Source organism: [Collinsella] massiliensis, from assembly GCF_002161605.1.
Taxonomy (GTDB): domain Bacteria; phylum Actinomycetota; class Coriobacteriia; order Coriobacteriales; family Coriobacteriaceae; genus Enorma.
In genome coordinates this window covers 78,878-102,398 of sequence record NZ_NFIE01000007.1, presented here as the reverse complement: position 1 = coordinate 102,398, position 23,521 = coordinate 78,878, and the positions used below count along the sequence as shown (strand labels likewise).

Below are 23,521 nucleotides of genomic sequence, written 5' to 3'. Positions count from 1 at the left end.
GGGTAGCGCGCTGTCCAGGCATGCAACCCACTCGAAGCTGCGAGAGCCGATAGGAGCCCCCATGTTCAACAACCTCTCCGACCGCCTGAACGACACCTTCGACCGCCTGCGCGGCAAGGGCAAGCTCACCGAGGCCGACATCACCTCCGCCATGCGCGACATCCGCATGGCGCTCCTCGAGGCGGACGTGAACTTCAAGGTGGTCAAGGACTTCGTCGCCGCCACGAAGGAGCGCTGCCTCACCGCCGAGGTGCTCGATTCGCTCACCCCGGCTCAGAACGTCGTGCGCATCGTGCTCGACCAGCTCGTGGAGCTCCTCGGTTCCACCGAGAGCAAGCTCGTCCTCTCGAGCCGCATCCCCAACGTCATCATGCTTGTTGGCCTGCAGGGCTCCGGTAAGACCACCGCGGCCGTGAAGCTCGCCTACCTCTTGAAGAAGCAGGGCAAGAGCCCGCTGCTCGCCGCGTGCGACGTCTACCGCCCCGCCGCCGCCGACCAGCTCGCCACGCTCGGCGGCGAGATCGGCGTGCCGGTCTTCCGCGGCGACGGCGCGCACCCGGTCGAGATCGCCCAGGGCGCCATCCGCGAGGCCGTCGACAAGATGCGCGACGTGGTGATCGTCGACACCGCCGGCCGCCTGCAGATCGACGAGCAGATGATGCAGGAAGCGGTCGACATCAAGAACGCCGTCAAGCCCGACCAGGTGCTCATGGTCGTCGACGCCATGACCGGTCAGGACATCGTGAACGTCGTCCAGACCTTCGCCGACCGCACCGACTTCGACGGCGTGATCATCTCGAAGCTCGACGGCGACGCCCGCGGCGGCGGCGCGCTCTCCGTGCGTGCTGTCACCGGCAAGCCCATCAAGTTCGTGTCGATGGGCGAGAAGCCCGACTCACTCGAGGTCTTCAGCCCCGACCGCATGGCCAAGCGCATCCTCGGCATGGGCGACGTGGTGGGCATCATCGAGAAGGCGCAGGAGGTCGCGGACGCGCAGAAGCTCGAGGACGCCGAGCGCATGCTGCGCGACGGCCTCACCATGAACGACCTCCTCGATCAGATGCGCATGCTCAAGAAGATGGGTGGCATGAAGTCGCTCATCGGCATGCTGCCCGGCGGCCAGCGCATGCTCAACCAGATGGGCGGCAACTTCGACGAGTCGATGCTCGACAAGATCGAGGCCATGATCCAGTCCATGACCGCCAAGGAGCGCCTGAAGCCCTCGATCATCAACGGCCAGCGCCGCGCCCGCATCGCGCGCGGTTCCGGCACCACCCCCACCGATGTGAACAACCTCATGAAGCAGTGGGGCGAGATGAACAAGATGATGGGCAAGATGCGCGCGATGACGCAGCAGGCCCAGGGCGGCAAGAAGGGCAAGAAGGGGAAGAAGGGTAAGAAGATGCGCATGCCCGGGATGGGCGCCATGCCCGGCTTCGGCGGCGGCAACCCCTTCGCTGGCATGGGCGGCGGCTCCGGGAACGCGGACATGGACATGCTCCGCGCCATGGAGCAGCAGATGAAGGGCAAGAAGTTCTAGGGGTTCCTTCCTCTCGGTAGCTATTTGCTATATGACGCGCATGGGAGATGCACTATGCTGGGTGCATCTCCCATGTGTTCTTGAGGGAGGGATTGCGGTGAAGGGTCTCGTCGTTCTGTTCTTGATGCTCGCCCTTGCAGGCTGCTCGTCGGCGCCCGCGTCGCATGGCGTGGTGCATTCCTTCCCCAAGATGTCTTCGTTCATCATCGCCGACGCGTTCGGTTCGACCGCGATGCAAGCGGCAGACGATGTGGCCGAGCGCGTGAGTTCCGAGCAATCCAGCCAATCTGCGCCCATTGCTCCCGATGCGTCAATCATGCAGTCCATGTCCTGCGAGCCCTTGGATGACGGCTTGCTCGAGGAGATGGACATCTACTTCGGCACTCCGACCCGTGCCGTGCAGGTCGAGGTCGGCGAGGGGATGCAAGACGGGGAGACGTGGTGGGTCGTGGTGATGGACTCGCCGCCGGATGATTCCTACCAGTGGGGGCTGCGCGCGTTTCTCACCAACGCGCCGGGAGTGGAGCACGTCGACCAGTGGGTCTGGATACCCATCGATCTCGACAGCGACGACCCCTGGGAGAACGTCTCCTGGGATACCGAGCGACTCGTCCGGGCGCAGTCGGCGCTCACCGTCGCCCTCGAAGGACTGGACGCATCCTAGTGCGTATCGTGTGCGCCGTTCTGCGGGCTATTCGGCTGCTTGAAGAATTTCGACGCGCGTGAGGAACTCGTCCTCGCGCACGGTGTCGCGGTTGTCGATCTCGTAGATCTCGAAGGGGGAGGCGTCCGCGCAGAGGCCGTCCGTGCCGCGCGCTTCCGCGAGCCGCTGCAACGCCACGGCATCCTGCGCATAGGGGCCGCGATAGCGGTAGGTGAGGTAGCGCCCGGCGGGCAGCTCGAAGTCGCAGGGCACTTGAGCGTCGTCGATGACGAAGAACACGGATCCGAACACGTCTGCGCGGCCGGCGGCAAGCGCGTCGCGGTCGAAGAACGCGCCGACCGTCATTGTGCCCAGCAGGGGCAGCTGCTCGTCGTAGCGGCGATGGAGGCGCGAGATGAAGAGGTCCATCTCCTCGTCGCGCTCGAGCCGGCCGGAGAGCTGCACGCAACGGCGGAGCGGCATGTGTTCGACGGTGACCTCGCCGGTCACGGCGTCGCGGGCGGCATCGAGGCGCGCCTGCCGCTCGGCAAGCGCCGCCTTGCGCTCCGTAAGGCTCGCGATCTGCTGCTCGATGAGGCGCGTCTCGTCGGCGATCAGGCGCTCGGTGCTCTCGAGGTCCTGCCGGTCGAGGTATGCGCCGATCGCATCCATGCCGAGCCCGAGGTTCCTGAGCTCCTTGATGCAGGCGAGCTTGTACATGTCCGAGAGGCTGTAGATGCGGTAGCCGTTCGCCGCCCGCGCCGGCGCGAGGATGCCGAGGCGCTCGTAGTAGCGCAGCGAATCGATGCCGATGCCGAAGAGCCGCGAGACCTCGCTGATGGTATAGCTGTCCTTGATGCGCGGTGAATCCATGAGGCCTCCACGTTGGTCGCTTGACCCTGGTATCGTACCAGAGTTTACCCTATCCACTCGGTTAGGGACGAAGCGATTGATTGATGGAGTGAGAACCATGTTCTCCCGGGTATTGAGGACGGCACAACGGAAATTGAAGGAATTTCGGGCGACGGCGAGCCCGCGCGAGCTGCTGCGGCGCTTCGCGACCATCGCGCTCGGCTGCGCGATCCTCACCTTTGGCATGCATAACATCCACCAGGTGGTGGGGATCACCGAGGGTGGCGTGCTCGGCGGCATCCTCCTGCTCAACCATTGGTTCGGCATCGATGCCTCCATCGCCTCGCCGCTGCTCGACGCGGTCTGCTACATCCTCGGGTTCTTCGTGCTCGGCGCCGGCTTCCTGGGCTGGTCGGCCGTGGCGAGCGTGCTGCTCGCGCTTTTCTATGCCCTGTGGGAGCACCTGCCGCACCTGTTCCCCGACCTCTCAGCGTATCCGCTGCTCGCGGCCATCGCGGGCGGCATCTTCATTGGCGTGGGCGCCGGGCTTGTGGTGCGCAGCAATGCGTCTGCCGGCGGCGACGATGCGCTCGCGCTCTCCATCCATAAGCTCACCGGGCTCAAGCTCGCGCGCTGCTACCTCTTCAGCGACCTTTCGGTGCTTCTGCTCTCGCTGTCCTACATCCCCGTGACGAAGATCGCGTTCTCGCTCGTGACGGTGTTCATCTCGTCGCCGCTCATCGATGTCATCGTGGGGTTCGGACGGGACGAGGCTCCCGTCGACGAGGGAGAGGACGGCCTCGCGCCGGCGTAACGAGTGCGCGCGAGGTTTTCGTGTGCCAAGGGGAGCGTTTTCGGGGCGTCATCGGGCGGGAGGCCGTCCGGTGGCGCCCTGTTTCGTGCTTGCGACTGGGCTTCAGATAGGTTCGAGCCTCGATACTGTGTGGAAATGAGAACACCTCGAGTAGCCGCCAGAATCTGAGGACAAAACCCCAGTTCGCGTTCACCTAACATGCGGCTCTACTTCGGCTGCTTGGAATCCCACACAGATTCGGGGCTCGAACATGGTTGCGCGGCCGCGGCACGCCATTGTGTGCGCCTGGTGAGCGTTCGCGCGCAACGCGTCGCCTTGCTTTAGAATGGGTTCCGCAAGCATTCGGTGGGATGGGGAGGCGCCATGAGCAAGGCGGACCAGCTGTTCGTGAAGATGTGCACGGACATTCTCGAGCACGGCACCACGACCGAGGGCGAGAAGGTGCGCCCGCGCTGGGAGGACGGCACGCCCGCCTACACCATCAAGAACTTCGGCGTGACCGCTCGCTACGACCTGCGCGAGGAGTTCCCGGCGCTCACGCTGCGCCGTACGGCACTGAAATCGGCCATGGACGAGATCCTCTGGATCTACCAGCGCAAATCGAACAACATCCACGACCTGCACTCCCATATCTGGGACGAGTGGGCGGACGAGACGGGCTCCATCGGCAAGGCCTACGGCTACCAGATCGCCCAGAAGTCGCACTACCCCGAGGGCGACTTCGACCAGATGGACCGCGTGCTCTACGACCTCACGCATACCCCGTTCTCGCGGCGCATCATGACGAACATGTACACCTTCGCCGACCTTTCCGAGATGCACCTCTACCCCTGCGCGTATAGCGTCACCTACAACGTCACGCAGGGCGCGGGCGACGAGCGCCCCACGCTCAACATGTGCCTCATGCAGCGCAGCCAGGACATCCTCGCGGCTAACAACTGGAACGTGTGCCAGTACGCGATCCTGCTCATGATGGTCGCGCAGTGCGTGGACATGGTGGCGGGCGAGCTTCTGCACGTCATCGTGGACGCGCACATCTACGACCGTCACGTGGACATCGTGCGCGAGCTCATCCAGCGCCCGCAGTACCCCGCGCCGAAGGTGTCGCTCAACCCCGCGGTCAAGAACTTCTACGATTTCACGACCGACGACCTCATCGTCGAGGATTATCAGACCGGACCGCAGGTGAAGGGAATCCCCATTGCAGTGTAGATTGAAGGCCATCGTCGCGGTGTGCGACGACTGGGGCATCGGCCGCGACGGGGACATGCTCGTCACGAACCGCGCGGACATGCGGCATTTCGTGCGCTGCACCTCGGGGCACGCGGTCATCATGGGTCGCAAGACCCTGGAGAGCTTCCCCGGGGGCAAGCCGCTCAAGGACCGCCGCAATATCGTGCTCACGCGGGATGCGGCGTTCGCGCGCGAAGGCGTCGAGGTCGTGCATTCCGTTGACGAGGCGCTCGCTGCCGTGGCGGGGGAGGACGAGGCCTGGGTCATCGGCGGCGCCGAGGTGTACCGGCAGCTGCTGCCCCTGTGCTGCGCGGTCGTGGTGACCAAGAACCGCTGCACGCGCCCCGCGGACGCGTTCTTCCCGAACCTCGACGAGGACCCGGCCTGGCACATCGCCGCAACGGACGGCGGCCATGTGGTGGAGCCGGGCGAGGGCGACGCGGGTATGGCGTACGACTTCGTGACCTACGAGCAGGGCATGTAAAATAACCCCTGGGGTAATTTTACATGGGGAGTGGCATGGTTCAGGTTCAATACATCGCAGACCTCGGAGATTCGCGTCTCGACGCGTACGCGCGCCTCACCGAACGGCAGCTCAGAAGCGTCCTCGAGCCCGAGAAGGGCATCTTCATCGCCGAGAGCGCCAAGGTGATCGAGCGCGCGCTCGCCGCCGGGCTCGAGCCGGTGAGCTTCCTCATGGGGGAGCGCTGGCTCGAGCAGTTCACGCCGGTCTTCCACGACCTCGAGGTGGAGTGCCCCGGCCTCGACGTGCCGGCCTTCATCGCACCCATGGAGCTCATGGAGGAGCTCACCGGGTTCAACGTGACACGGGGCGCGCTCGCGGCGTTCCGCCGCCCGGCTATGCCGGATGCGCGCGCCTTCCTGGACGGGCTCGTCGCGCGCGCGGATGGCCGCCCGGTGCGCGTCTGCGTGCTCGAGGGCATCGTCGACCACACGAACGTGGGCGCGATCTTCCGCAGCGCGGCGGCGCTCAACGTCGACGGCATCCTCGTGAGCCCCACGTGCTGCGACCCCCTGTACCGCCGTGCGGTGCGCGTCTCCATGGGGACGGTCTTCCAGGTCCCGTGGACGCGCCTGGGCACCACGGCGCGCGCGTGGCCGGCCGACGGCCTTTCGGTGCTGCATGAGGCGGGGTTCTCCTGCGCGGCGATGGCGCTCGCCGACGACTCGCGCTCGCTTGATGACCCGTCGCTCGTCGAGATCGACCGCCTCGCGCTCTTCATGGGCACGGAGGGCGACGGCCTCTCCGCGCGCACGATCGAGGGCTGCGACCTCACGATCCGCATTCCCATGGCGCGCGGCGTGGATTCGCTCAACGTGGCCGCGGCGTCGGCCGTGGCGTTCTGGCAGCTCTGCCCCCACGCGACGAACAGCTACCACTACCAGCACGGACGCTATGCGTAACGGCGGGGCTCGCGTGAGCGACCCACCCTGCGTCGTGCCTCTCGTATTATCTTCCCGGCGCCGCCTGCGCTAGATCGCGAGCTCGCGCCGCTCCGCGCGCTTCTCGGCGAGGTGCAGCCATCCGCCCCAGTGATGGTAGGCGACGAACAGGATCGCGGTGAGGATCCACGTCACCGGGTACACCATGAGCATGGTCTCGATGCTGTGGTGGAGCGGAACCACGGCGAGCAGCCAGATGAGGCGGAAGACCACGGTGCCGAGGATCGTGAGCAGCATCGGTCGCAGGCTCTCGCCCGACCCGCGGATCGCGCCCGAGGTGTTGTCTACGATGGAATAGAACAGGTAGAACGGCGCGATGAAGTGGATCATCGTCGTGGTGTAGGCGGTCACGGCCGGGTCGTCGATGAAGATGCGCGATAGCGGCCCCACGAAGGCGACGAGGAGCGCCGAGAGGCTTCCCACGAGTGCGACCGTGATGGCGAGCGAGGTATGGTAGCCGCGCCGCATGCGCTCGTAGTTGCGCGCGCCGAAGTTCTGCGCGGCGAACGTCGTCACCGAGACCCCGAGCGCTTCGGTGACCATCCACACGATGGCGTCGAGGCGGCTCGAGAGCCCCCAGCCGGTGACGGCATCGGTGCCGAACGTGTTCACGGTCGACTGCAGGATGATGTTCGAGAACGAGTAGACCGAGGACTGGATGCCGAGCGGGAGCCCCGTGGCGAGCATGCTGCGGCAGATGCGGCCGTCGATCCTCAAGCGCCGCAGGTCGAGCCGCCACGCGCCCTGGGCGCGCATGAGCCGGCGCGTCATGAAGGCCGCGTTCACCGTGAGCGTGAGGGCGGTTGCGAGGCCGCATCCGAGCGCCTCCAGATGGAGCACCGCCACGAAGAGAATGTCGAGCGCGGCGTTGATGACGCAGCCGCTCGCGATGATCATCGCCGGGGTGCGCGTGTCGCCCACGGAGCGCAGCAGCGCCGAGCCCATGTTGAGCACGAGCGAGCACACCATGGCGGCGGCGTAGCAGCGGGCATAGGGCACGGCCTCGGGCATGAGGTCGGCGGGCGTGCCCATGGCGGCGAGGATGTGGGGCGTGAAGGCCACGCCGGCGACCGAGATGGCGAGCCCGCCCGCGAGCGCGAGGGTCATGGCGGTGTGGATGGAGCGCGAGAGCCGCTCGTCGTCGCGGCTGCCGAAGAACTGCCCGGAGATGACGGCGCACCCGGCGCCCACGCCCACCGAGAAGCCGATGGCGAGCTCGAAGAGCGAGGCGCACGCCTGTACGCCGCCAAGCGCGAGCTTCCCGCCGAACTGCCCCAAGATGAACGTGTTGATGAGGGCATGCGCCTGCTGGAAGAAGGAGCTCAGGAAGATGGGGACGCACAGCAGCAGGAGCTGCTGCCAGATGACGCCCTCCGTCACGTCGAGCGATGCTGCGGCGGTGTGCGCCTGCTTGCGTCTCAGCATGGACCGTGCCCCCTCCCGGTGCGGTAAACTTTTTTGATTAGCGGTGGTACCGTTGGGTATCTTACTATCACTGCAAGTCGGATGGATGGAGTTTCACCCATGGAGATGGATGACCATAAACGTAGACGGAACATGATCCTCTACGTCCTGATCGCGCTCGTGGTGTACCTCGTGCTGAACACGCTGCTGTTCCCGAACATGGCGCGCCAGGTGCAGATCGAGGACGTGGATTACAGCCAGTTCCTGAACGACCTCGAGGCCAAGAAGGTCGATGCGGTCCAGTACACGGAGGGCGACTACACGGCGCTCTACACCATGAAGGGCGGCGACGGGAGCGTCGCGTACCAGTGCACGGTGATGCCGAACGACTCGGGCCTCACCGACCGCATCATGGACGCGGGCGCCTCGCTCGATGTCATCATCCCCAACACCGACTCGAGCATCTGGACGTATTACCTGCTCACGCTCGGCGTGCCGCTCCTCATCTTCTTCGGCATCGGCTGGTGGCTCAACCGCCGCATGAAGAAGGCCATGGGCGATGACGGCCCGAGCATGAACTTCGGCAGCGGCGGCTTCGGCGGAGGCATGGGCGGCGGGCTCGGTAAGAGCGGCGCTCGCATCGTCGCCTCCAAGGACGTCGGCGTGACCTTCAAGGACGTCGCCGGCCAGGAGGAGGCCAAGGAATCGCTCAAGGAGGTCGTGGACTTCCTCGAGAACCCCAAGCGCTACGAGGACATCGGCGCGCGCCTGCCGCGCGGCGCCTTGCTCGTGGGCCCTCCGGGCACCGGTAAGACGCTGCTCGCCAAGGCGGTCGCCGGCGAGGCGGGCGTGCCGTTCTTCAGCATCTCGGGTTCCGAGTTCGTCGAGATGTTCGTGGGCCGCGGCGCCGCGAAGGTGCGCGACCTCTTCAAGCAGGCGAACGAGAAGGCGCCCTGCATCGTGTTCATCGACGAGATCGACGCCGTGGGTAAGCGCCGCGACCAGGGGCTTTCCACGAACGACGAGCGCGAGCAGACGCTGAACCAGCTTCTCACGGAGATGGACGGCTTCGACAACCACAAGGGCATCGTGGTGCTCGCCGCCACGAACCGCCCCGATTCGCTCGACCCGGCGCTCCTGCGCCCCGGCCGCTTCGATCGGCGCATCCCCGTCGAGCTGCCGGACCTCGCCGGCCGCAAGGCCATCCTGGAGCTCCATGCCAAGGACGTGAAGATCCAGCCGCCCATCGACCTCACCGCCATCGCGCGCGCCACGCCGGGCGCCTCGGGCGCCGACCTGGCGAACATCATCAATGAAGGCGCGCTCCGCGCCGTGCGCCAGGGCCGTACCCGCGCCACGCAGGAGGACTTCGAGGAATCGGTTGAGGTCGTCATCGCCGGCCAGCAGCGCAAGTCCACCGTGCTTTCCGACCACGAGAAGCAGGTCGTGTCCTACCACGAGATCGGCCACGCCATCGTCGCGGCGAGCATGAAGGAGGGCGCGCCGGTCACGAAGATCACTATCGTGCCCCGCACCTCCGGTGCGCTCGGCTACACCATGCAGGTGGAGGAGGACGAGAAGTTCCTCACCACGCGCCAGGAGGCGCTCGACAAGCTCGCCGTGTACTGCGGCGGCCGTGCGGCCGAGGAGCTCATCTTCAACGAGATGACCACCGGTGCCGCCAACGACATCGAGCAGGCCACGAAGCTCGCGCGCAACATGATCACGCGCTTCGGCATGTCCTCGGAGTTCGGCATGATGGCGCTGGGCACGGTGCAGAACGCCTACCTCTCGCAGGATACGTCGCTCACCTGCGCCCCGGGTACCGCCGAGCGGGTCGACGAGGATGTGCGCAAGCTCATCGAGGAGGCGCATGCCCGCGCGCTGCAGATCTTGAAGGAGAACAAGTTCAAGCTGCATGAGCTCGCGCGCTACCTGTATAAGAAGGAGACGATCACCGGCCAGGAGTTCATGACGCTCCTGAAGCGGGAGAACCCGCTCATGCCGCCGAAGCCGGCGGAGTAATTCGCTGCAGCTCTACCTGGCCGCCCCCTGACATATCCGTCTGTGCTCAGACAGTCCTCGAAAAGCCCGCCTTTGGCGGGCTTTTCTGCGGAACTGCGCCAGACGGATATGTCAGGGGGCGGCATGCGAAGTAGCACGGCACCTGCTCGCCGGCTTCGACGGCATGCAGAGGCGGGGTGACGGGATTTATTGGGGTTGAGGGGCGCGTTAGGCGTCCTTGTCGGGGGTCGTGTCGTTGGTGTCGCGCTTGGCCGTGGTCGTATCGATCACGGTGTTCCCGATTCTGTCGAGGAGCTCCGAGACGAGCGAGACGATCACGTCACGGACCGGGTAGACGTCGACGAGAGGGGCGTTCGTTAATTCCTGTCGCGTGCGCTTGCGATGGGCGCCGTGCGCTTCCATCATGGAGTGAGCGAAGGCTCGAGATGGGAGGTCGCCATGTTCTGTTCCAAGTGCGGCAGGGAGCTACCTGAAGGGTCGAGGTTCTGCCCGGGGTGCGGCGCCGAGGTGGCGGGCGCGTCGAAGCCTGAGCAGCCCGAAGCTGAGCCGGTCGCGGCGGCGTCCACCCCAAGCGCGGGGCCGGTGCCCGAACTGGCTGGCACCGGGGCCGCGCCCAACCCGGCATCCGCGACTGCGCAGCCCGCGCCGAAGCGCTCACGCAAGCCGCTCGTCATCGGCGGCGTCGCCGTGGTAGCGGTGGCTGCCATCGTGGTGGCCGTCCTCTTCGCGACGGGCGTGCTCGGCCGCGACGGGAGGCTCCCGAACGGCTTCTTCACCTTCCAAGATAACGCGTTCGGCTTCAACTACCGCATCGAGCAAGAGGGCGGCGACCAGGTTATCGAGTTGCTTACGTATGACGAGACATCAGGCTCCTATCCCACGATGTTCACGGGAACACTTGAGGAGGACGGTTCGAACGAGCTCGGCAAAATCTGGAAGGTCGCGAACCTTGTGGATGCGGACGGGCAGCCGGATTCGACCGTCGTCCGCCTGCAATTCCCGGAGGGAGCGTCTTCGGGAGAGCTCGAGGGCCGCTGGTACGTTGAGGTAGAGCGGGATGGCGAAACCGTGTTCGCCCTGCGCGAATTCGACGCCGATGGCTCCGTCCATTGGGTTTTAGGCACGGGTACCGGCGTGATCGATGACGCCATGGACTATGACGAGATCATGCGCACGATGGATGTCCAGGCGACGTTGGACGACGGCTACGGAAACGGCGGGTACGGCTCATGCACCTGGGGTGAAGGTAACGCCGGTTACTACGAGATTCGCGATGAGGATGGGGAGTGGATCATGAACGCATCTGTGAGCACGGGTCACTGATAGTAAGAAGGGGACCATCACGGGCGACGAGTTCATGACGCTCCCGAAGCTGGAGAGTCTGCTCATGTCGTCGAAACCCGCGGCGTAAGGCTCTTCGGCGCCCCGCCCCCGTCGATATATCCGTCTGTGTTCGGATAATCCTCGAATGCCCTGCCTCGGCGGGGCATTCTGTAAAACCGCGTCAGACGGATACAATCAGCAGGGGGTCTAGGCGGACAAGGTTGATACATCGCGCTGGCACGCTGCATGATAGGTGAAAAGCGTTGGTTGGTTTGTATGAGGAGGAGCCACTATGTTTTGCCGTAAATGTGGTGCAAAACTGCCAGAGGATTCAAGGTTCTGCCCAGAGTGCGGTGCTCAGCTTGCTTCGGAAGCAACTTCGCAAACGAGGCAGGGTATTTCAGAGCACCCGCGGGCTGCATCGACTGTCGGTTCGGAGGCGTCTCTTCCGCGCCGACTCCGTCTCCCCCTTGTTATCGGAGGCATTGTGCTTGTGCTGGTCGCTGCGGCTTCAGCATTCGTCTCGCTCTGGTCGGGCAATACCGCCGCCACAGCTACGCTTCCGAACGGTACGTTCACGTTCAACGATGTCATGGCGTATGGTTTCAGCTATAGGATCCTCGACGGTGACGACGGTGAGACGATTATTCAGCTTGGCGACTTGGGGGATGCGGGAAGAACGTTCATACCCATGTATGAGGGCGTGCTGCGCGAGGATGGCTCGAACGATCAAGGAACGATCTGGAAGGTCGAGAATCTCGAAGCGCTCGATGACAGATTCGTCGCTTGGCCGCAACATCATTCCAATATACGCGTCCAGTTTCCTGCTGGTGCTGCCACGGGTGAGGTCGAAGGTCGCTGGTATTTCGAGTCTGAGGTTGCGGGTGGCGCAGGGGGCCAGAGCACAATTGAGTTCGCGATTCGGGAATTCGATGAAGACGGCAGGGCGAGATGGGTGAGCGGATCAGGCGGAGGCGTCATCGACCGAGGCCTCACCTATGACGAGATCTTGGCAAGCGATTCCCTGGATATCGGGATGACGCTAGAGGACGGGGATTGCGATGACGAACGCGGCGGCTACGGCCCCTGCACGTGGCGCTCGGCGGGAGATGGCCGGTTCGAGGTCATCAACTCGGATGGTATCGTCGTGATGAAAGTACATATCGACCTGGACGATGTGAGGTAATCGGGAAGGCTTGGTAACAGCCCGGAAACGCCGACGCTTGCAATCCGCCGCCTTTCTTTCATGGGTTGAACAGCATCTCATGAGAAGGGGTTCGCCATGTTCTGCCCTAAGTGCGGCAGGGAGCTGCCGAAGGGCTCGAGGTTCTGCCCGGGGTGCGTCGGACAGCATGCCTTCCTGTTCTGGGTATCATAAATTAGCGGGCGCATGCCCGAAACCCTGACCAGAAAGGCATCCATGGCAACCGATACCCAGCGCGACCTGCGCTTCGCGATTCTCATCGACGCGGATAACATCGCGCCGAAGTACATCAAGATCATCCTCGACGAGGTGGCGAACTCCGGGATCGCCACGTACAAGCGCATCTACGGGGACTGGACGAGCCAGCGGCTCGCCTCGTGGAAGGGCTGCCTGCTCGATAACTCGATCATCCCCATGCAGCAGTACAGCTACACGTACGGCAAGAGCTCGACGGATTCGGCGATGATCATCGACGCGATGGACATCCTCTACTCGGGCAACGTCGACGGCTTCGCCATTGTGAGCTCCGACTCCGACTTCACGCGGCTCGCCGCCCGCCTGCGCGAGAGCGGCATGCAGGTCACCGGCATGGGCGAGCAGAAGACCCCCGAGCCGTTCATCTCGGCCTGCAACCAGTTCAAATACCTCGACCTGCTCTTCGCGGCGCGCCGCGCGGAAGATGACGACGCGGATGCCGAGGACGACGCCGCCGAGTCGCCCGCGCGCAAGCGCTCCCAGAAGGAGCGGACGCCCGCGAAGAGGGCGGACAAGGCCGACAAGCAGGAGAAGGCCGAGAAGCCCGCTCCGGTATCCAAGCGCTCGGCTAGCCCCGCGAAGGCGAAGGAGGCCGCCGCCACGAGCGCCGAGCACGCCCCCGAGGCCTCTGCGCGCGCCCGCCGCACCCCGGGAGACCGCGGCGGCGAGCAGGGGGAGGCCTCGCCGGCGGCAGAGCGCGGCGACGTGGAGTTCAGCGAGCTCTCCCGCACCACGCGCCGTCGCCACATGAAGCGCATCCGCTCCGCCGTCGATGCCATCATCGATCAGTTCTCCGACGAGGAGGGCTGGGTATTCCTGGGCACCGTGGGCAGCGAGCTGCCCAAGCGCCTGTCCGACTTCGACGTGCGCAACTACGGATACCGCAAGCTCAGCCCCTTCCTGAAGTCGATGGGCGTCTACGAGTTCGACGAGCGCGCGAACACCGCGGGAGCCCGCGCGATCTACCTACGCATCAAGGAATCGTGACGCCGGCGGCGTTTGCCGCGGGGCGCGCGCCAGCGCGTGAGGCATCCGCCGTACGCTACGGAATGGGAAACTCGGTGCGGCCGCCATCGAGTTTCCCCGTATCAGGTGGTATATTCGGGTTGGCTAACGGCACGCGCCGTCGGCCGGTTATGTTCGCATGCATTCGAAAAGGTGGAACGATGGGCTTTCTCGATGATGTTCAGGCTTCGCTGAATCGCGGCGTCGCGGGGGCAAACCGCGGCGTCGAGACCCTCAAGATCAAGAACCAGATGAATGACGCCATGAAGCGCCGCCAACAGCTCGCCGCGCAGCTCGGCGCGAGCCTCTACGAGGTCACGAAGGACGACCCCGCGTTCCGCACCGGGCGCGAGCAGCTCTTCGACGGCATCGCCCAGATCGACGCCGAGCGCGCATCCCTCCAGGCGCAGCTCGACGAGATCGAGCGCCAGAACGCCGCCTCGCAGCAGGCCGCGACCGTCGTCGTGTGCCCGTTCTGCCACACGCGTATCAGCGCGTCCGACATGTTCTGCGCCGGTTGCGGCAAGTCCATGGCCGAGATCATGGCGGCATCGGGCGCACAGGCGCCTGCGCCTGCACCTGCCACTCCCGCGGCTCCCGCCGGTTCCGTGTGCCCGAAGTGCGGCGCCCCGGTGAACCCCGGCGACGCCTTCTGCATGTCGTGCGGCGAGAAGCTCAACGCGTAGCCGCCGCTTCAGCGCGTTAGCGGTCGAACCATGCGCGTCGCGGTGAGCGCCTGCCTTCTGGGCGAGCGCTGCAAGTACAACGGCGGGAGCAACCTCGACGTCGCGCTCGTCGAGGGGCTCCGCGCGCAGGGGTGCACGGTCATCCCGGTGTGCCCCGAGGTCGCGGGCGGCCTGCCCGTGCCGCGCCCGCGGTGCGAGATCTTAGATGACAGGGTCGTGGACGAATTCGGTGCGAGCGTGGACGCTGCGTTCCGCTCGGGTGCCGCGGCCGAGCTCGCGCGCATCGAGACGGCCGGCGGTATCGACGCCGCGGTGCTCCAGCCGCGCAGCCCCTCCTGCGGGGTGGGGCTCGTCTACGACGGCACGTTTACCGGAAAGCTCGTTCCCGGCGATGGCGTGTTCGCCGCGCTCATCAAGGAGCGCGGGGTGTCCGTGTACGCGCCGGACGAGGTCGATGCCCGTTTGCTGGGCGAGAGGCGCTAAACAGGGCATCGCATGAACAGGGGAGGTTTCGCATGACGCATGATCAGATCAATCCCGTCGAGGCGTTCGATATGCATATCGCGCATATCGGCATCAACGCCGCGGATGCAGCGGAGGCCGAGCGCACCGCGGCCATCATCGAGGCGCTCTTCGGCCTGGAGCGGCACGAGACGCCCATCTCCGTCTTCAACGACACGCTCGTCGAGGTCATGAAGGGCTGCGGGCGCGGTGAAAAGGGCCACATCGGGCTGGCGGTGAACGATGTGCCTGCCGCCGAGGCCTACTTCCGCTCCCGCGGGCTCACGATCAACGAGGACTCCCGCGCCCTCAATCCGGACGGCTCCACGAAGCTCGTCTACTTCAACGAGGACATCGCGGGCTTCGCCGTGCATCTTTCCTGTTCGTGAACCAGTCGAAGGCCGCGGTGGCGCCATCGTCCCCGCGGCCTTCCCATCTAGCGGATGAACTCGATGAACGCCTGCGCCTGCCGCTCGAGGTAGGGTAGGGAGTCGCCGAGCTCGAGGACGCCGTCGTGCACCTTGGTGAAGCCGTTCGGCACGGTGAGGCGCGGCTTGTTCATGACGCGCATGTTGAGGAAGGAAATGAGTGTCACGAGGTGATCCTGCGCCACGGCGGTACCGGTGCCGCCCGCCGAGATGCCGCTCACCGCGGCGGGCTTGCTATCGAGCACCTGCCCCTGCTTGGGACCGACTGGGCGCGAGAGCCAGTCGAGCAGGTTCTTGAGCGGACCGGGGAAGAAGTGGTTGTACTCGGGTGTGAAGAACCAGACGCCGTCGGCGGCGAGCACCTCCGCGCGCACGCGCGCCACGGCCTCGGGCGCGGGGTGCTCGATGTCCTGGTTGAAGATCGGCACGTCCGACCAGTCGAGGATGGTGAAGCGGGCGTCGGGCTCGAGTTCGGCGACGATACGCTGGGCTTCCTCGGCGAGCTGGCGGTTGAGGCTTCCCGTGCGAAGCGATCCCGCGATGGCAACGATATGCATGGGTGTCCTTTCATCTGGTGCGCGGCACGGAACGCCGCGCTACTAACCGTATGCCCAGAGTCGCGGCGCGCCATGCGGCGGGTGCGGACAAGGGCTCGCGCGTGCCGCGGGTGCGCCCGCGCGGGCGGCTCGGTGCCGTTCGTGTGCCCGTGTGTCTAAACCCTTTGTCGCACGCGCTCCGCGAGCAACGTGCTACAATACCGCGCAATGGCTGTGATGGGGACGAGTAGCCGGTCTCCGCGCCGATGAGAGAGCGAGCCACGGGTTCGGCGTGCTGCCGCCTCCGTGCTGGAAGGTTCGCCGGCGCGCCCGCGTGAATATCACCCCGGAGCTGCGGCCCGAACGGAGGGGTTCGGCGGATGGGTTGATGAGAACACGTCCCCAACCAACCCCTTTCAGTAGGCGTCGCCGGGACGACCGCCGTCATGTGGTCGGCCGAGTACAGGTGCAGGCTGCCGGAAGGCCGCGGGGCACCTAAGCTGGGTGGTATAGCGAGGAGCTCGCGCGGCGCGTCTGCCCGCGCATCACGGCGCTTCGTCCCAGCTTGCAGGGACGGGCGCTTTTTTTCTTAGGCGCCCAGAGCCAGGGCGCCTCGCCAAGGTCGTCCTGGCGGACGAGAAGGGGGAGGGTATCCCGTGGCGAAAGAGAAGAGCATCTACCAGGAGACCATGAACCTGCCCAAGACCGGGTTCCCCATGCGCGCCGGGCTCGCGAAGTCCGAGCCGGCTCGCCTGGCCGCGTGGAACGAGAACCATGTCTACGAGCAGCTCATGAAGAAGAACGAGGGGCATAAGAAGTTCGTCCTGCACGACGGCCCCCCGTATGCGAATGGCCCCATCCACATCGGCCACGCCATGAACAAGATCTCCAAAGACATGATCATGCGCTACCATGCCATGCAGGGCGAGCAGACGCCGTACGTGCCCGGCTGGGATTGCCATGGCCAGCCCATCGAGCACAAGGTCGAGGAGAAGCTCGGCACGGCGAAGTTCAATGCCACGCCCACGGCCAAGATCCGCGAGATGTGCCACGAGTTCGCCGTCGAGAACATCGAGCTGCAGAAGGCCGGCTTCCGCCGCCTGGGCGTGCTCGGCGACTGGGACCACCCGTACCTCACGCTCTACCACGAGCATGACGCGGCGGACATCGAGGTCTTCAAGGCCATGTTCGACAAGGGCATGATCTACCGCGGCCGCAAGCCGGTGCACTGGTGCAAGCACTGCCACACCGCGCTCGCCGAGGCCGAGATCGAGTACGCCGACGAGGTGAGCCCGTCGGTCTTCGTGCGCTTCGAGCTCATCGACGCGCCCGAGGCGCTCGCGGCGAGCGGGCTGCCCGTCGACGTGGTCATCTGGACGACGACCCCCTGGACGCTCCCTGCGAACTCTGGCGTGGCGCTCTCGCCCGAGGCGGACTACGTCGCCGTGGAGGCCGGCGGCCGCCTGGGCATCATGGCCAAGGCGCTCTGGGAGAAGGTTTTCCACGAGGTCGCGCATCTCGAGGATGCTCGCCTCTTCACGCCCGCCGGCGCCGCGGAGCCCTGGGTCGCACAGGGCGCTGACCTTGTGGGCACGACGTACAAGCACCCCATCTTCGAGGACGTCACGGGCACGGTTGTCACGGCGGACTACGTCACGCTCGAGGACGGCACGGGCTGCGTCCACACCGCGCCCGGCCACGGCGTCGATGACTACTACACCGGCATGCGCTGCAACCTGCCCATCATCATGCCCGTCGATGACGACGGCCGCTTCTACGTGGGCGAGGGCTACGGCACGGGCGGTCCCTTCAGCGGCATGGACACCGACGAGGCGAATCCCAAGATCATCGAGTTCCTCGCCGAGCGCGGCACGCTGCTCGCCGAGAAGAAGATCAACCACAGCTACCCGCACTGCTGGCGCTGCAAGAACCCGACCATCTTCCGCGCGACGGACCAGTGGTTCGTCTCCATGGACGAGACGGGTCTGCGCGAGCAGGCGCTCGACCAGGTGCTGAACCACGTGGCGTGGTACCCCGACCATGCGAAGAACCGCATCGGCGCCATGGTGGAGCAGCGCCCCGACTGGTGCATCTCGCGCCAGCGCAACTGGGGCGTGCCCATCCCGAGCTTCACCTGCGCGGATTGCGGCGAGAAGGTCATGAACGACGCGATGCTCGACGCCGTCATCGCGCTCTTCAAGGAGAAGGGCTCCGACGCCTGGTTCACCGACGCGCCCGAGAGCTACCTGGGCGAGGCCTGCGTCTGCCCGAAGTGCGGCGGACACCACCTCAAGGCCGACCGTGACATCCTGGACGTGTGGTGGGACTCCGGCGTCTCGTGGAAGGCGGTCTGCGAGAACCGCCCCGAGCTCGCCTACCCGGCGGATATGTACCTCGAGGGCTCCGACCAGCATCGCGGCTGGTTCCAGAGCTCGCTGCTCACGAGCGTGGGCGCCAACGGCGTGGCCCCGTACAAGGCGGTCGTCTCGCAGGGCTTCACCCTCGACGGCCAGGGTCGCAAGATGTCGAAGTCGCTCGGCAACGTGATCGACCCCAACAAGGTCTGCGACGAGATGGGCGCCGACATCATCCGCCTGTGGGTTGCGAGCGTGGACACCTCCTCGGACGTGGCCATCGACCACGAGATCCTCGCGCGCACCTCGGACGCGTACCGCCGCTTCCGCAACACCTTCCGCTTCCTGCTCGGCGAGCTCGAGGGGCAGTTCGACCCGGAGCGCGACGGGGTCCCGTTCGAGGAGCTGCTGCCGCTCGACAAGCTCATGGTCGCGCGCCTCACGCAGGTCCAGGCCGAGGTCGACGACGCGTACCGCGGCTATGAGTTCAACCGCGCCTACCGCACGCTCTACGACTTCGTGGTCACGGAGCTCTCGAACGTCTACCTCGACGCCCTGAAGGACCGCCTGTACTGCGAGCGCCCGGGCTCGCTCGCGCGCCGGAGCGCCCAGACCGTGCTCGCCGAGCTCCTGTCCATGCTCCTGCGCGATCTGCAGCCCATCCTCTCCTTCACCTGTGACGAGGTCATGGCCTACGCCCCCGCGGGGTGCCGCGACGGCCAGACCTACGCCGCACTCCTCGAATGGTACGAGGCACCCATCGCGCTCGACGAGGCGAACCGCTACGGCGAGGTGCTCGATGCCGCCATGGAGCTCCGTGGCGTGGTGACGAAGGCGATCGAGGACGCCCGCGCTGAGGGCACGTTCACCAAGAGCCAGGAGGTGCGCGTGCGCGCCTGGGCTCCGGCCGAGGCATACGCGCTGCTCACCGGCGATATGGCCTGCGACCTCGCCGAGTTCTTCATCGTCTCCGAGGTCGAGCTCGAGAGCGGCGAGGAGTTCGCGGCCGAGGTCGAGCCCGCGCGCGGCGAGCGCTGCGACCGCTGCTGGAACTACCGCGAGAGCACGGGCGAGCACGGCGGGCACGCGCACATCTGCGCCCGCTGCGCCGAGGCGCTCGAAGCCTAGCCGTGGCTGCGCGCACCGATACCACCGGAACGAGGCACTTCCAGCCGTCGCTTGCGTGGCGGCTGGGGGTGCTCGGCGCGCTTGCGGCGGCCTTCGTCATCGCCGACCAGGTCTCGAAGGCGCTCGTGCGCGCCACGCAGGCGCAGGGGGGCTTTCCCGTCGAGGTGCTGCCCGGGGTGGTCGGCTTCGAGTACGTGGAGAACCGCGGGGCGGCGTTCGGCCTGGGCGAGGGCTTCGGCTTCGTGTTCGTCCTGCTCGCGGTGGTCATGGTCGCGGCGTCCGTCGTGTACCTCGTGCGCGCGCCACGCGTCTCGCGACTCGAGGTCGTGGGACTCGGCATGGTGTGCGGCGGCGCTATCGGCAACGCTATCGACCGCGTGGCGCTCGGTTACGTGACCGATTTCATCACGACGCGTTTCATGTCGTTCCCGAGCCTCAACATCGCCGACATCGGCGTCACCGTGGGCGTCGTGATCGCGCTCATCGGCTTCATCTTCCTCTCGCCGGCAAACGAGAAGGAGCGCTCAGATGGCCGGTGACCTGCATATCCTCGTCGATGAGCACGCCGCTGGCCAGCGCCTCGATGCGTTTTTGGGCGCGCAGGAGCATGCGCCCTCGCGCTCGGCTTGCGCACGGCTCATCGATGCCGGCGCGGTCGACGTCAACGGCGAGACCTGCACCTCCAAGAAATACACCGTCGCCGCGGGCGACCGCATCTCCGTCGAGCTGCCGGAGGAGCGCGAGCCGGGCGCCGTCATCCCCCAGGCCATCCCGCTCGACATCCGCTACGAGGACGACTACCTCATCGTCCTCTCCAAGCAGCGCGGGCTCGTGTGCCACCCCGCCCACGGGCACGCGGACGGCACGCTCGCCAACGCCCTCGTCTACCACTGCGGCCTCGAGCACCTGGGCACGCTCCAGGGCGAGGACCGACCCGGCATCGTGCACCGCCTCGACCGCGATACGACGGGGCTCATGCTCGCGGCGAAGGACGACGAGACCCAGCGCGCACTCCAGGACCTCATCCGCCTGCGCACGCTCGACCGGCGCTACATCGCGCTCGTCCACGGCTACATCGCGCACGACGAGGGGACGATCAACACGGGTATCGCGCGCTCAACGCGCGACCGTGTGAAGATGGCCGTCTCGGACGACCCCTTCGCGCGCCAGGCCATCACCACCTTCCGCGTGCTCGAGCGCTTCGAGGCCGGGCGCTTCGACGATGGTTACACGCTTGTGGAATGCCATCTCTACACCGGCAGGACGCATCAGATCCGCGTGCACATGCGCCATATCAACCATCCCCTCGTGGGCGACCCGCTCTACGGCAAGGGGAAGGGCTCCGATCGCGCCGATCTGGCCCTCACGCGTCAGTTCCTCCACTCCTGGCGCGTGCGCTTTGCGCATCCCGTGACGGGCGAGGAGATCGAGTGCCGCGACACGCTGCCCTGGGACCTGGCCGCCGCCCTCGAGGAGATCGAGGACACCTCGCTCGGGCGCACCCCCGCGGGCGACGAGATCGTCCCGCAGCTCCTAGTACAATAACGAGAATCGGCGTTGGTTCGTTTGGGGGTATCTGAGGTGGAGCAATTTGTTAGATGGCCGGGCTATCATCATTTGCCTTCTAACGGCATCGAGTTTGAGCGCTATGTTGCTACGCTCGTCCAAGATTTGGGCTTTCTTGTCTACGTTACGAGTGAATCTAATGATTTCGGCGCGGATATTGTCGCCTCAGATGCAGCTGGAGAGCGAAGGGTTTGCATTCAGGCCAAGTTTTATGGCTCGACACTCGACAACAGCCCTATTCAAGAGGTGGTTGCTTCTCTTGCCCATTACCATGCGAATGAAGCCTGGGTTGTCACCAATTCGAGTTTCACTGACAACGCGATCCAATTGGCCAAGGACAATCACGTCAGGTTGATTGAAAATAGGATTTTGAACCGCTTGATAGACGCTGTGGTATCTGGAAATACAGACCGCCTTCCAGATTTTTATAAGGGCACAAAGCAAGTTGAGTCAAAGGAACCTACCCATAAGAGCGCCACTCATCGGAATTCCTATTACTTTGACCCTCTTATCTGGGAGGCCGCGCACTTCGTTGTGGAGTCTGGGCTCGGTTCCACCTCGAGCCTGCAGCGCCGCCTCAAGATGGGCTACGCTCGCGCCGCCCGCATCATGGACATGCTCGAGGAGCTGGGCGTCGTGGGGCCGCCGGATGGATCGAAGCCTCGAGAGGTGTTTCTTGACAAGGATGGTCTAGCGAGGCTCGAGCGCATTGAACTGGGTGAAGAGGAAGATTCTGTCGACGATTCATCTTCTCACTCTGATTCCGGCAAGGATGCCTCTTCTCAAACTGACGTGGAAAGGGAAGATGGCTCGAGTGGCTTGAGTTCAGCTAAACCAGCCCCTAGTCTCGCTTGGGTTGATTCCATAACCTGGGAAGCTGCACATCTCGTTGTTACATCTAAGCAGGCTTCAAGCTCCTTTCTTCGTCATAACTTGCATGTCGGATTGTTTGAGGCTTCCCGGATTTTGGATGTTCTTGAAGTCCTCGGTGTTGTGGGGCCTTCCGCCGGGTTTAAGTCCCGTAAAGTCTTGCTTGATGGAAAAGGGCTCGCCGAACTTGAGAGGCGAAGGGATTAGGGCGGCAATAATGGGCATGGCTCAATGAGCTGCCTGTCATGTTGCTTTCTGGAATAATTGCATCGCTTTTTGCCCGTGAACTACAATTTCTTGGCAAAGTGAACGCCTAAGCTCATAGTTTAAGGAGCGCGCCCGTGCCCGACATCATCGCGAACTTTCTCGCTGCGACGCCCATCGTGAAGTTCAACATGCTCATCATCGGGATCTTCTCGGTCTGCTTCCTCTACCAGGCGGTGTTCCTCGTCATCGGTGTCGTATGCGGCGAGTACCGCTACCCCAAGGCCAAGCGGCTGCATCGCTATGCGTTCTTCATCGCGGCGCACAACGAGGAGGCGGTCATCGCGAACCTCGTGCGCTCGATCCGCGAGCAGGACTATCCGGACGAGCTCATGGACGTGTTCGTGGTGGCCGACGCCTGCACGGACGACACGGCGCGCGTGGCGCGCGAGGCGGGCGCCATCGTCTACGAGCGCAACGACCTCGCCCGTAAGGGCAAGAGCTGGGTCATGGACTTCGGCTTCCAGCGCATCCTGGCCGAGTATCCCGGTCGCTACGAGGGCTTCTTCATCTTCGATGCGGATAACCTCGTGAGCCCTGAGTACACGACCATCATGAACGACGCCTTCGACGCCGGCTACCTCGCGGTGACCGGCTACCGCAACTCGAAGAACTTCGGCAGCTCGTGGGTATCGGCCGCCAACGCGACGGCGTACCTGCGCGAGGCGCGCTTCCTCAACAACGCGCGCATGATCTGCGGCACATCCTGCGCCGTCTCGGGCTCGGGCTATCTTGTGTCCGCGAAGATCATCGAGGCCATGGGCGGCTGGAAGTTCCATACGCTCACCGAGGACATCCAGTTCTCGACGTTCTGCGCGCTCGAGGGCGTGCGCATCGCCTACGCGCCCGCGGAGTTCTTCGACGAGCAGCCCGTGAAGTTCGCCGCCTCCTGGAAGCAGCGCATGCGCTGGACGAAGGGCTTCTACCAGGTGATCTTCACCTACGGCAAGCAGTTCCCGAAGGCGATCTTCGCGCGCCGTCGCTTCGCGGCGTACGACATGTTCTGTGTGCTCATACCGGGCAACCTGCTCACGCTCATCTCGATCTTGGCGAACGGGACGTTCCTCATCGTGGGGCTCTTGAGCCACGGGTTCCTTGCCACGGATGCGGAGATCCAAGCCTGCCTGCAGTCGATCGTGAACACCTTCATCGCGCTCTACCAGGCCTATTTCGTCATCGGGATCGTGACCACCTTCTTCGAGCGCAAGCACATCCACAAGGCGAAGCCCTGGAGGCTGCTGCTCAACGTCTTCACGTTCCCGCTCTTCATGTGCACCTACATCCCGCTCATCGTCGCGGCGCTCTTCCTGAAGGTCGACTGGGTGCCCACACAGCACAACCTCTCGATGACGCTCGACGACGTCGTGGGCGAGGCGCGCTGAATCGCGCGCGCGGCGGCGCCTGCGGTATCGCGCGCGCACGGCGG

General features: G+C 65.1%; 23 protein-coding genes and 3 pseudogenes. 22 read left to right on the top strand and 4 right to left on the bottom strand.

The genetic code is table 11. The features are described from left to right. The first annotated feature begins 61 nt into the window (after positions 1 to 61). Complete coding sequence (gene ffh / locus B5G02_RS04295) at positions 62 to 1,540, top strand: signal recognition particle protein (RefSeq protein ID WP_094335320.1); 1,479 nt, start codon at positions 62 to 64, stop codon at positions 1,538 to 1,540. A 97-nt stretch (positions 1,541 to 1,637) separates the two neighbouring features. Further along, a complete protein-coding gene (locus B5G02_RS04290; RefSeq protein ID WP_019238455.1) occupies positions 1,638 to 2,204 on the top strand; it encodes a hypothetical protein in 567 nt (188 codons plus the stop codon). A 27-nt stretch (positions 2,205 to 2,231) separates the two neighbouring features. On the opposite strand, the gene B5G02_RS04285 is transcribed toward B5G02_RS04290, so the two are convergent. Continuing rightward, positions 2,232 to 3,056, bottom strand: coding sequence for a MerR family transcriptional regulator (locus B5G02_RS04285; protein WP_019238456.1), 825 nt, complete (start codon positions 3,054 to 3,056; stop codon positions 2,232 to 2,234). 97 nt (positions 3,057 to 3,153) lie between these two features. Between B5G02_RS04285 and B5G02_RS04280 the strand changes: the two genes are divergently transcribed. The 4 genes from B5G02_RS04280 to B5G02_RS04265 all read left to right on the top strand — a co-directional run bounded on the left by B5G02_RS04280 (position 3,154) and on the right by B5G02_RS04265 (position 6,507). After that, positions 3,154 to 3,849 (top strand): YitT family protein, encoded by a 696-nt coding sequence (locus tag B5G02_RS04280; RefSeq protein WP_241146163.1) that lies wholly within the window; start codon positions 3,154 to 3,156, stop codon positions 3,847 to 3,849. 363 nt (positions 3,850 to 4,212) lie between these two features. Further along, positions 4,213 to 5,061, top strand: a complete 849-nt coding sequence (gene thyA / locus B5G02_RS04275) for a thymidylate synthase (RefSeq protein ID WP_019238458.1) — start codon at positions 4,213 to 4,215, stop codon at positions 5,059 to 5,061. Further along, complete coding sequence (locus B5G02_RS04270; RefSeq protein ID WP_262359003.1) at positions 5,051 to 5,566, top strand: dihydrofolate reductase; 516 nt, start codon at positions 5,051 to 5,053, stop codon at positions 5,564 to 5,566. Before thyA ends, B5G02_RS04270 begins: the two co-directional genes overlap by 11 nt. Positions 5,567 to 5,601: 35 nt before the next feature. Beyond that, positions 5,602 to 6,507 carry a TrmH family RNA methyltransferase gene (locus B5G02_RS04265; RefSeq protein WP_019238460.1) on the top strand — a complete coding sequence of 302 codons (906 nt, stop codon included), beginning with the start codon at positions 5,602 to 5,604 and terminating at the stop codon, positions 6,505 to 6,507. 69 nt (positions 6,508 to 6,576) lie between these two features. Here B5G02_RS04265 and B5G02_RS04260 read toward each other — a convergent pair whose 3' ends face one another. Further along, positions 6,577 to 7,971, bottom strand: a complete 1,395-nt coding sequence (locus B5G02_RS04260; protein WP_019238461.1) for an MATE family efflux transporter — start codon at positions 7,969 to 7,971, stop codon at positions 6,577 to 6,579. Between the two features lie 99 nt (positions 7,972 to 8,070). On the opposite strand from B5G02_RS04260, the gene ftsH reads away from it, so the two are divergent. Then, positions 8,071 to 9,975: an ATP-dependent zinc metalloprotease FtsH gene (gene ftsH, locus B5G02_RS04255; protein WP_026088977.1), complete on the top strand. Its 1,905-nt coding sequence runs from the start codon at positions 8,071 to 8,073 to the stop codon at positions 9,973 to 9,975. A gap of 207 nt (positions 9,976 to 10,182) precedes the next feature. On the opposite strand, the gene B5G02_RS10095 is transcribed toward ftsH, so the two are convergent. Next, the gene (locus tag B5G02_RS10095) at positions 10,183 to 10,380 is read right to left on the bottom strand and encodes a hypothetical protein (RefSeq protein ID WP_162609749.1); all 198 of its coding nucleotides are present in this window, start codon (positions 10,378 to 10,380) and stop codon (positions 10,183 to 10,185) included. 33 nt (positions 10,381 to 10,413) lie between these two features. Here B5G02_RS10095 and B5G02_RS04250 point away from each other — a divergent pair, with 33 nt between their 5' ends. The 8 genes and pseudogenes from B5G02_RS04250 (at position 10,414) to B5G02_RS04215 (ending at position 15,338) form a co-directional block, all read left to right on the top strand. Then, positions 10,414 to 11,298, top strand: coding sequence for a zinc ribbon domain-containing protein (locus tag B5G02_RS04250; protein ID WP_162609750.1), 885 nt, complete (start codon positions 10,414 to 10,416; stop codon positions 11,296 to 11,298). 292 nt (positions 11,299 to 11,590) lie between these two features. Continuing rightward, positions 11,591 to 11,656, top strand: a pseudogene (locus B5G02_RS10295) (zinc-ribbon domain-containing protein); the annotation flags it as partial. Positions 11,657 to 11,785: 129 nt separating this feature from the next. Then, positions 11,786 to 12,484, top strand: a complete 699-nt coding sequence (locus B5G02_RS10200; RefSeq protein WP_241146162.1) for a hypothetical protein — start codon at positions 11,786 to 11,788, stop codon at positions 12,482 to 12,484. 96 nt (positions 12,485 to 12,580) lie between these two features. After that, positions 12,581 to 12,676 (top strand): zinc-ribbon domain-containing protein, encoded by a 96-nt coding sequence (locus tag B5G02_RS10290; protein WP_094335318.1) that lies wholly within the window; start codon positions 12,581 to 12,583, stop codon positions 12,674 to 12,676. A gap of 42 nt (positions 12,677 to 12,718) precedes the next feature. Beyond that, complete coding sequence (locus tag B5G02_RS04230) at positions 12,719 to 13,744, top strand: NYN domain-containing protein (protein WP_094335317.1); 1,026 nt, start codon at positions 12,719 to 12,721, stop codon at positions 13,742 to 13,744. A gap of 179 nt (positions 13,745 to 13,923) precedes the next feature. Then, positions 13,924 to 14,448: a zinc ribbon domain-containing protein gene (locus B5G02_RS04225; protein WP_094335316.1), complete on the top strand. Its 525-nt coding sequence runs from the start codon at positions 13,924 to 13,926 to the stop codon at positions 14,446 to 14,448. Between the two features lie 30 nt (positions 14,449 to 14,478). Next, on the top strand, positions 14,479 to 14,931 hold the full coding sequence (locus B5G02_RS04220) for a DUF523 domain-containing protein (RefSeq protein WP_094335315.1): 453 nt from the start codon (positions 14,479 to 14,481) through the stop codon (positions 14,929 to 14,931). Between the two features lie 32 nt (positions 14,932 to 14,963). Further along, positions 14,964 to 15,338 (top strand): VOC family protein, encoded by a 375-nt coding sequence (locus B5G02_RS04215; protein ID WP_094335314.1) that lies wholly within the window; start codon positions 14,964 to 14,966, stop codon positions 15,336 to 15,338. A gap of 47 nt (positions 15,339 to 15,385) precedes the next feature. Here B5G02_RS04215 and B5G02_RS04210 read toward each other — a convergent pair whose 3' ends face one another. After that, the gene (locus B5G02_RS04210; protein WP_019238471.1) at positions 15,386 to 15,934 is read right to left on the bottom strand and encodes an NADPH-dependent FMN reductase; all 549 of its coding nucleotides are present in this window, start codon (positions 15,932 to 15,934) and stop codon (positions 15,386 to 15,388) included. Positions 15,935 to 16,602: 668 nt separating this feature from the next. On the opposite strand from B5G02_RS04210, the gene ileS reads away from it, so the two are divergent. The 7 genes and pseudogenes from ileS to B5G02_RS04185 all read left to right on the top strand — a co-directional run bounded on the left by ileS (position 16,603) and on the right by B5G02_RS04185 (position 23,477). Continuing rightward, complete coding sequence (ileS, locus tag B5G02_RS04205) at positions 16,603 to 19,395, top strand: isoleucine--tRNA ligase (protein ID WP_241146166.1); 2,793 nt, start codon at positions 16,603 to 16,605, stop codon at positions 19,393 to 19,395. A 2-nt stretch (positions 19,396 to 19,397) separates the two neighbouring features. Further along, positions 19,398 to 19,934 carry a signal peptidase II gene (gene lspA / locus B5G02_RS04200; protein ID WP_241146161.1) on the top strand — a complete coding sequence of 179 codons (537 nt, stop codon included), beginning with the start codon at positions 19,398 to 19,400 and terminating at the stop codon, positions 19,932 to 19,934. Further along, entirely contained in the window at positions 19,924 to 20,940 is a 1,017-nt protein-coding gene (locus tag B5G02_RS04195; protein WP_019238474.1) for an RluA family pseudouridine synthase, read from the top strand. Before lspA ends, B5G02_RS04195 begins: the two co-directional genes overlap by 11 nt. A 36-nt stretch (positions 20,941 to 20,976) precedes the next feature. Continuing rightward, positions 20,977 to 21,330 (top strand): annotated as a pseudogene (locus B5G02_RS10195) (restriction endonuclease); the annotation flags it as partial. A 132-nt stretch (positions 21,331 to 21,462) separates the two neighbouring features. After that, positions 21,463 to 21,675: pseudogene (locus tag B5G02_RS10190) on the top strand (DNA translocase FtsK); the annotation flags it as partial. A 78-nt stretch (positions 21,676 to 21,753) separates the two neighbouring features. Then, complete coding sequence (locus B5G02_RS10185; protein ID WP_232385468.1) at positions 21,754 to 22,038, top strand: DNA translocase FtsK; 285 nt, start codon at positions 21,754 to 21,756, stop codon at positions 22,036 to 22,038. 134 nt (positions 22,039 to 22,172) lie between these two features. After that, entirely contained in the window at positions 22,173 to 23,477 is a 1,305-nt protein-coding gene (locus B5G02_RS04185) for a glycosyltransferase family 2 protein (protein WP_094335312.1), read from the top strand. The last annotated feature ends 44 nt before the right edge of the window (positions 23,478 to 23,521 follow it).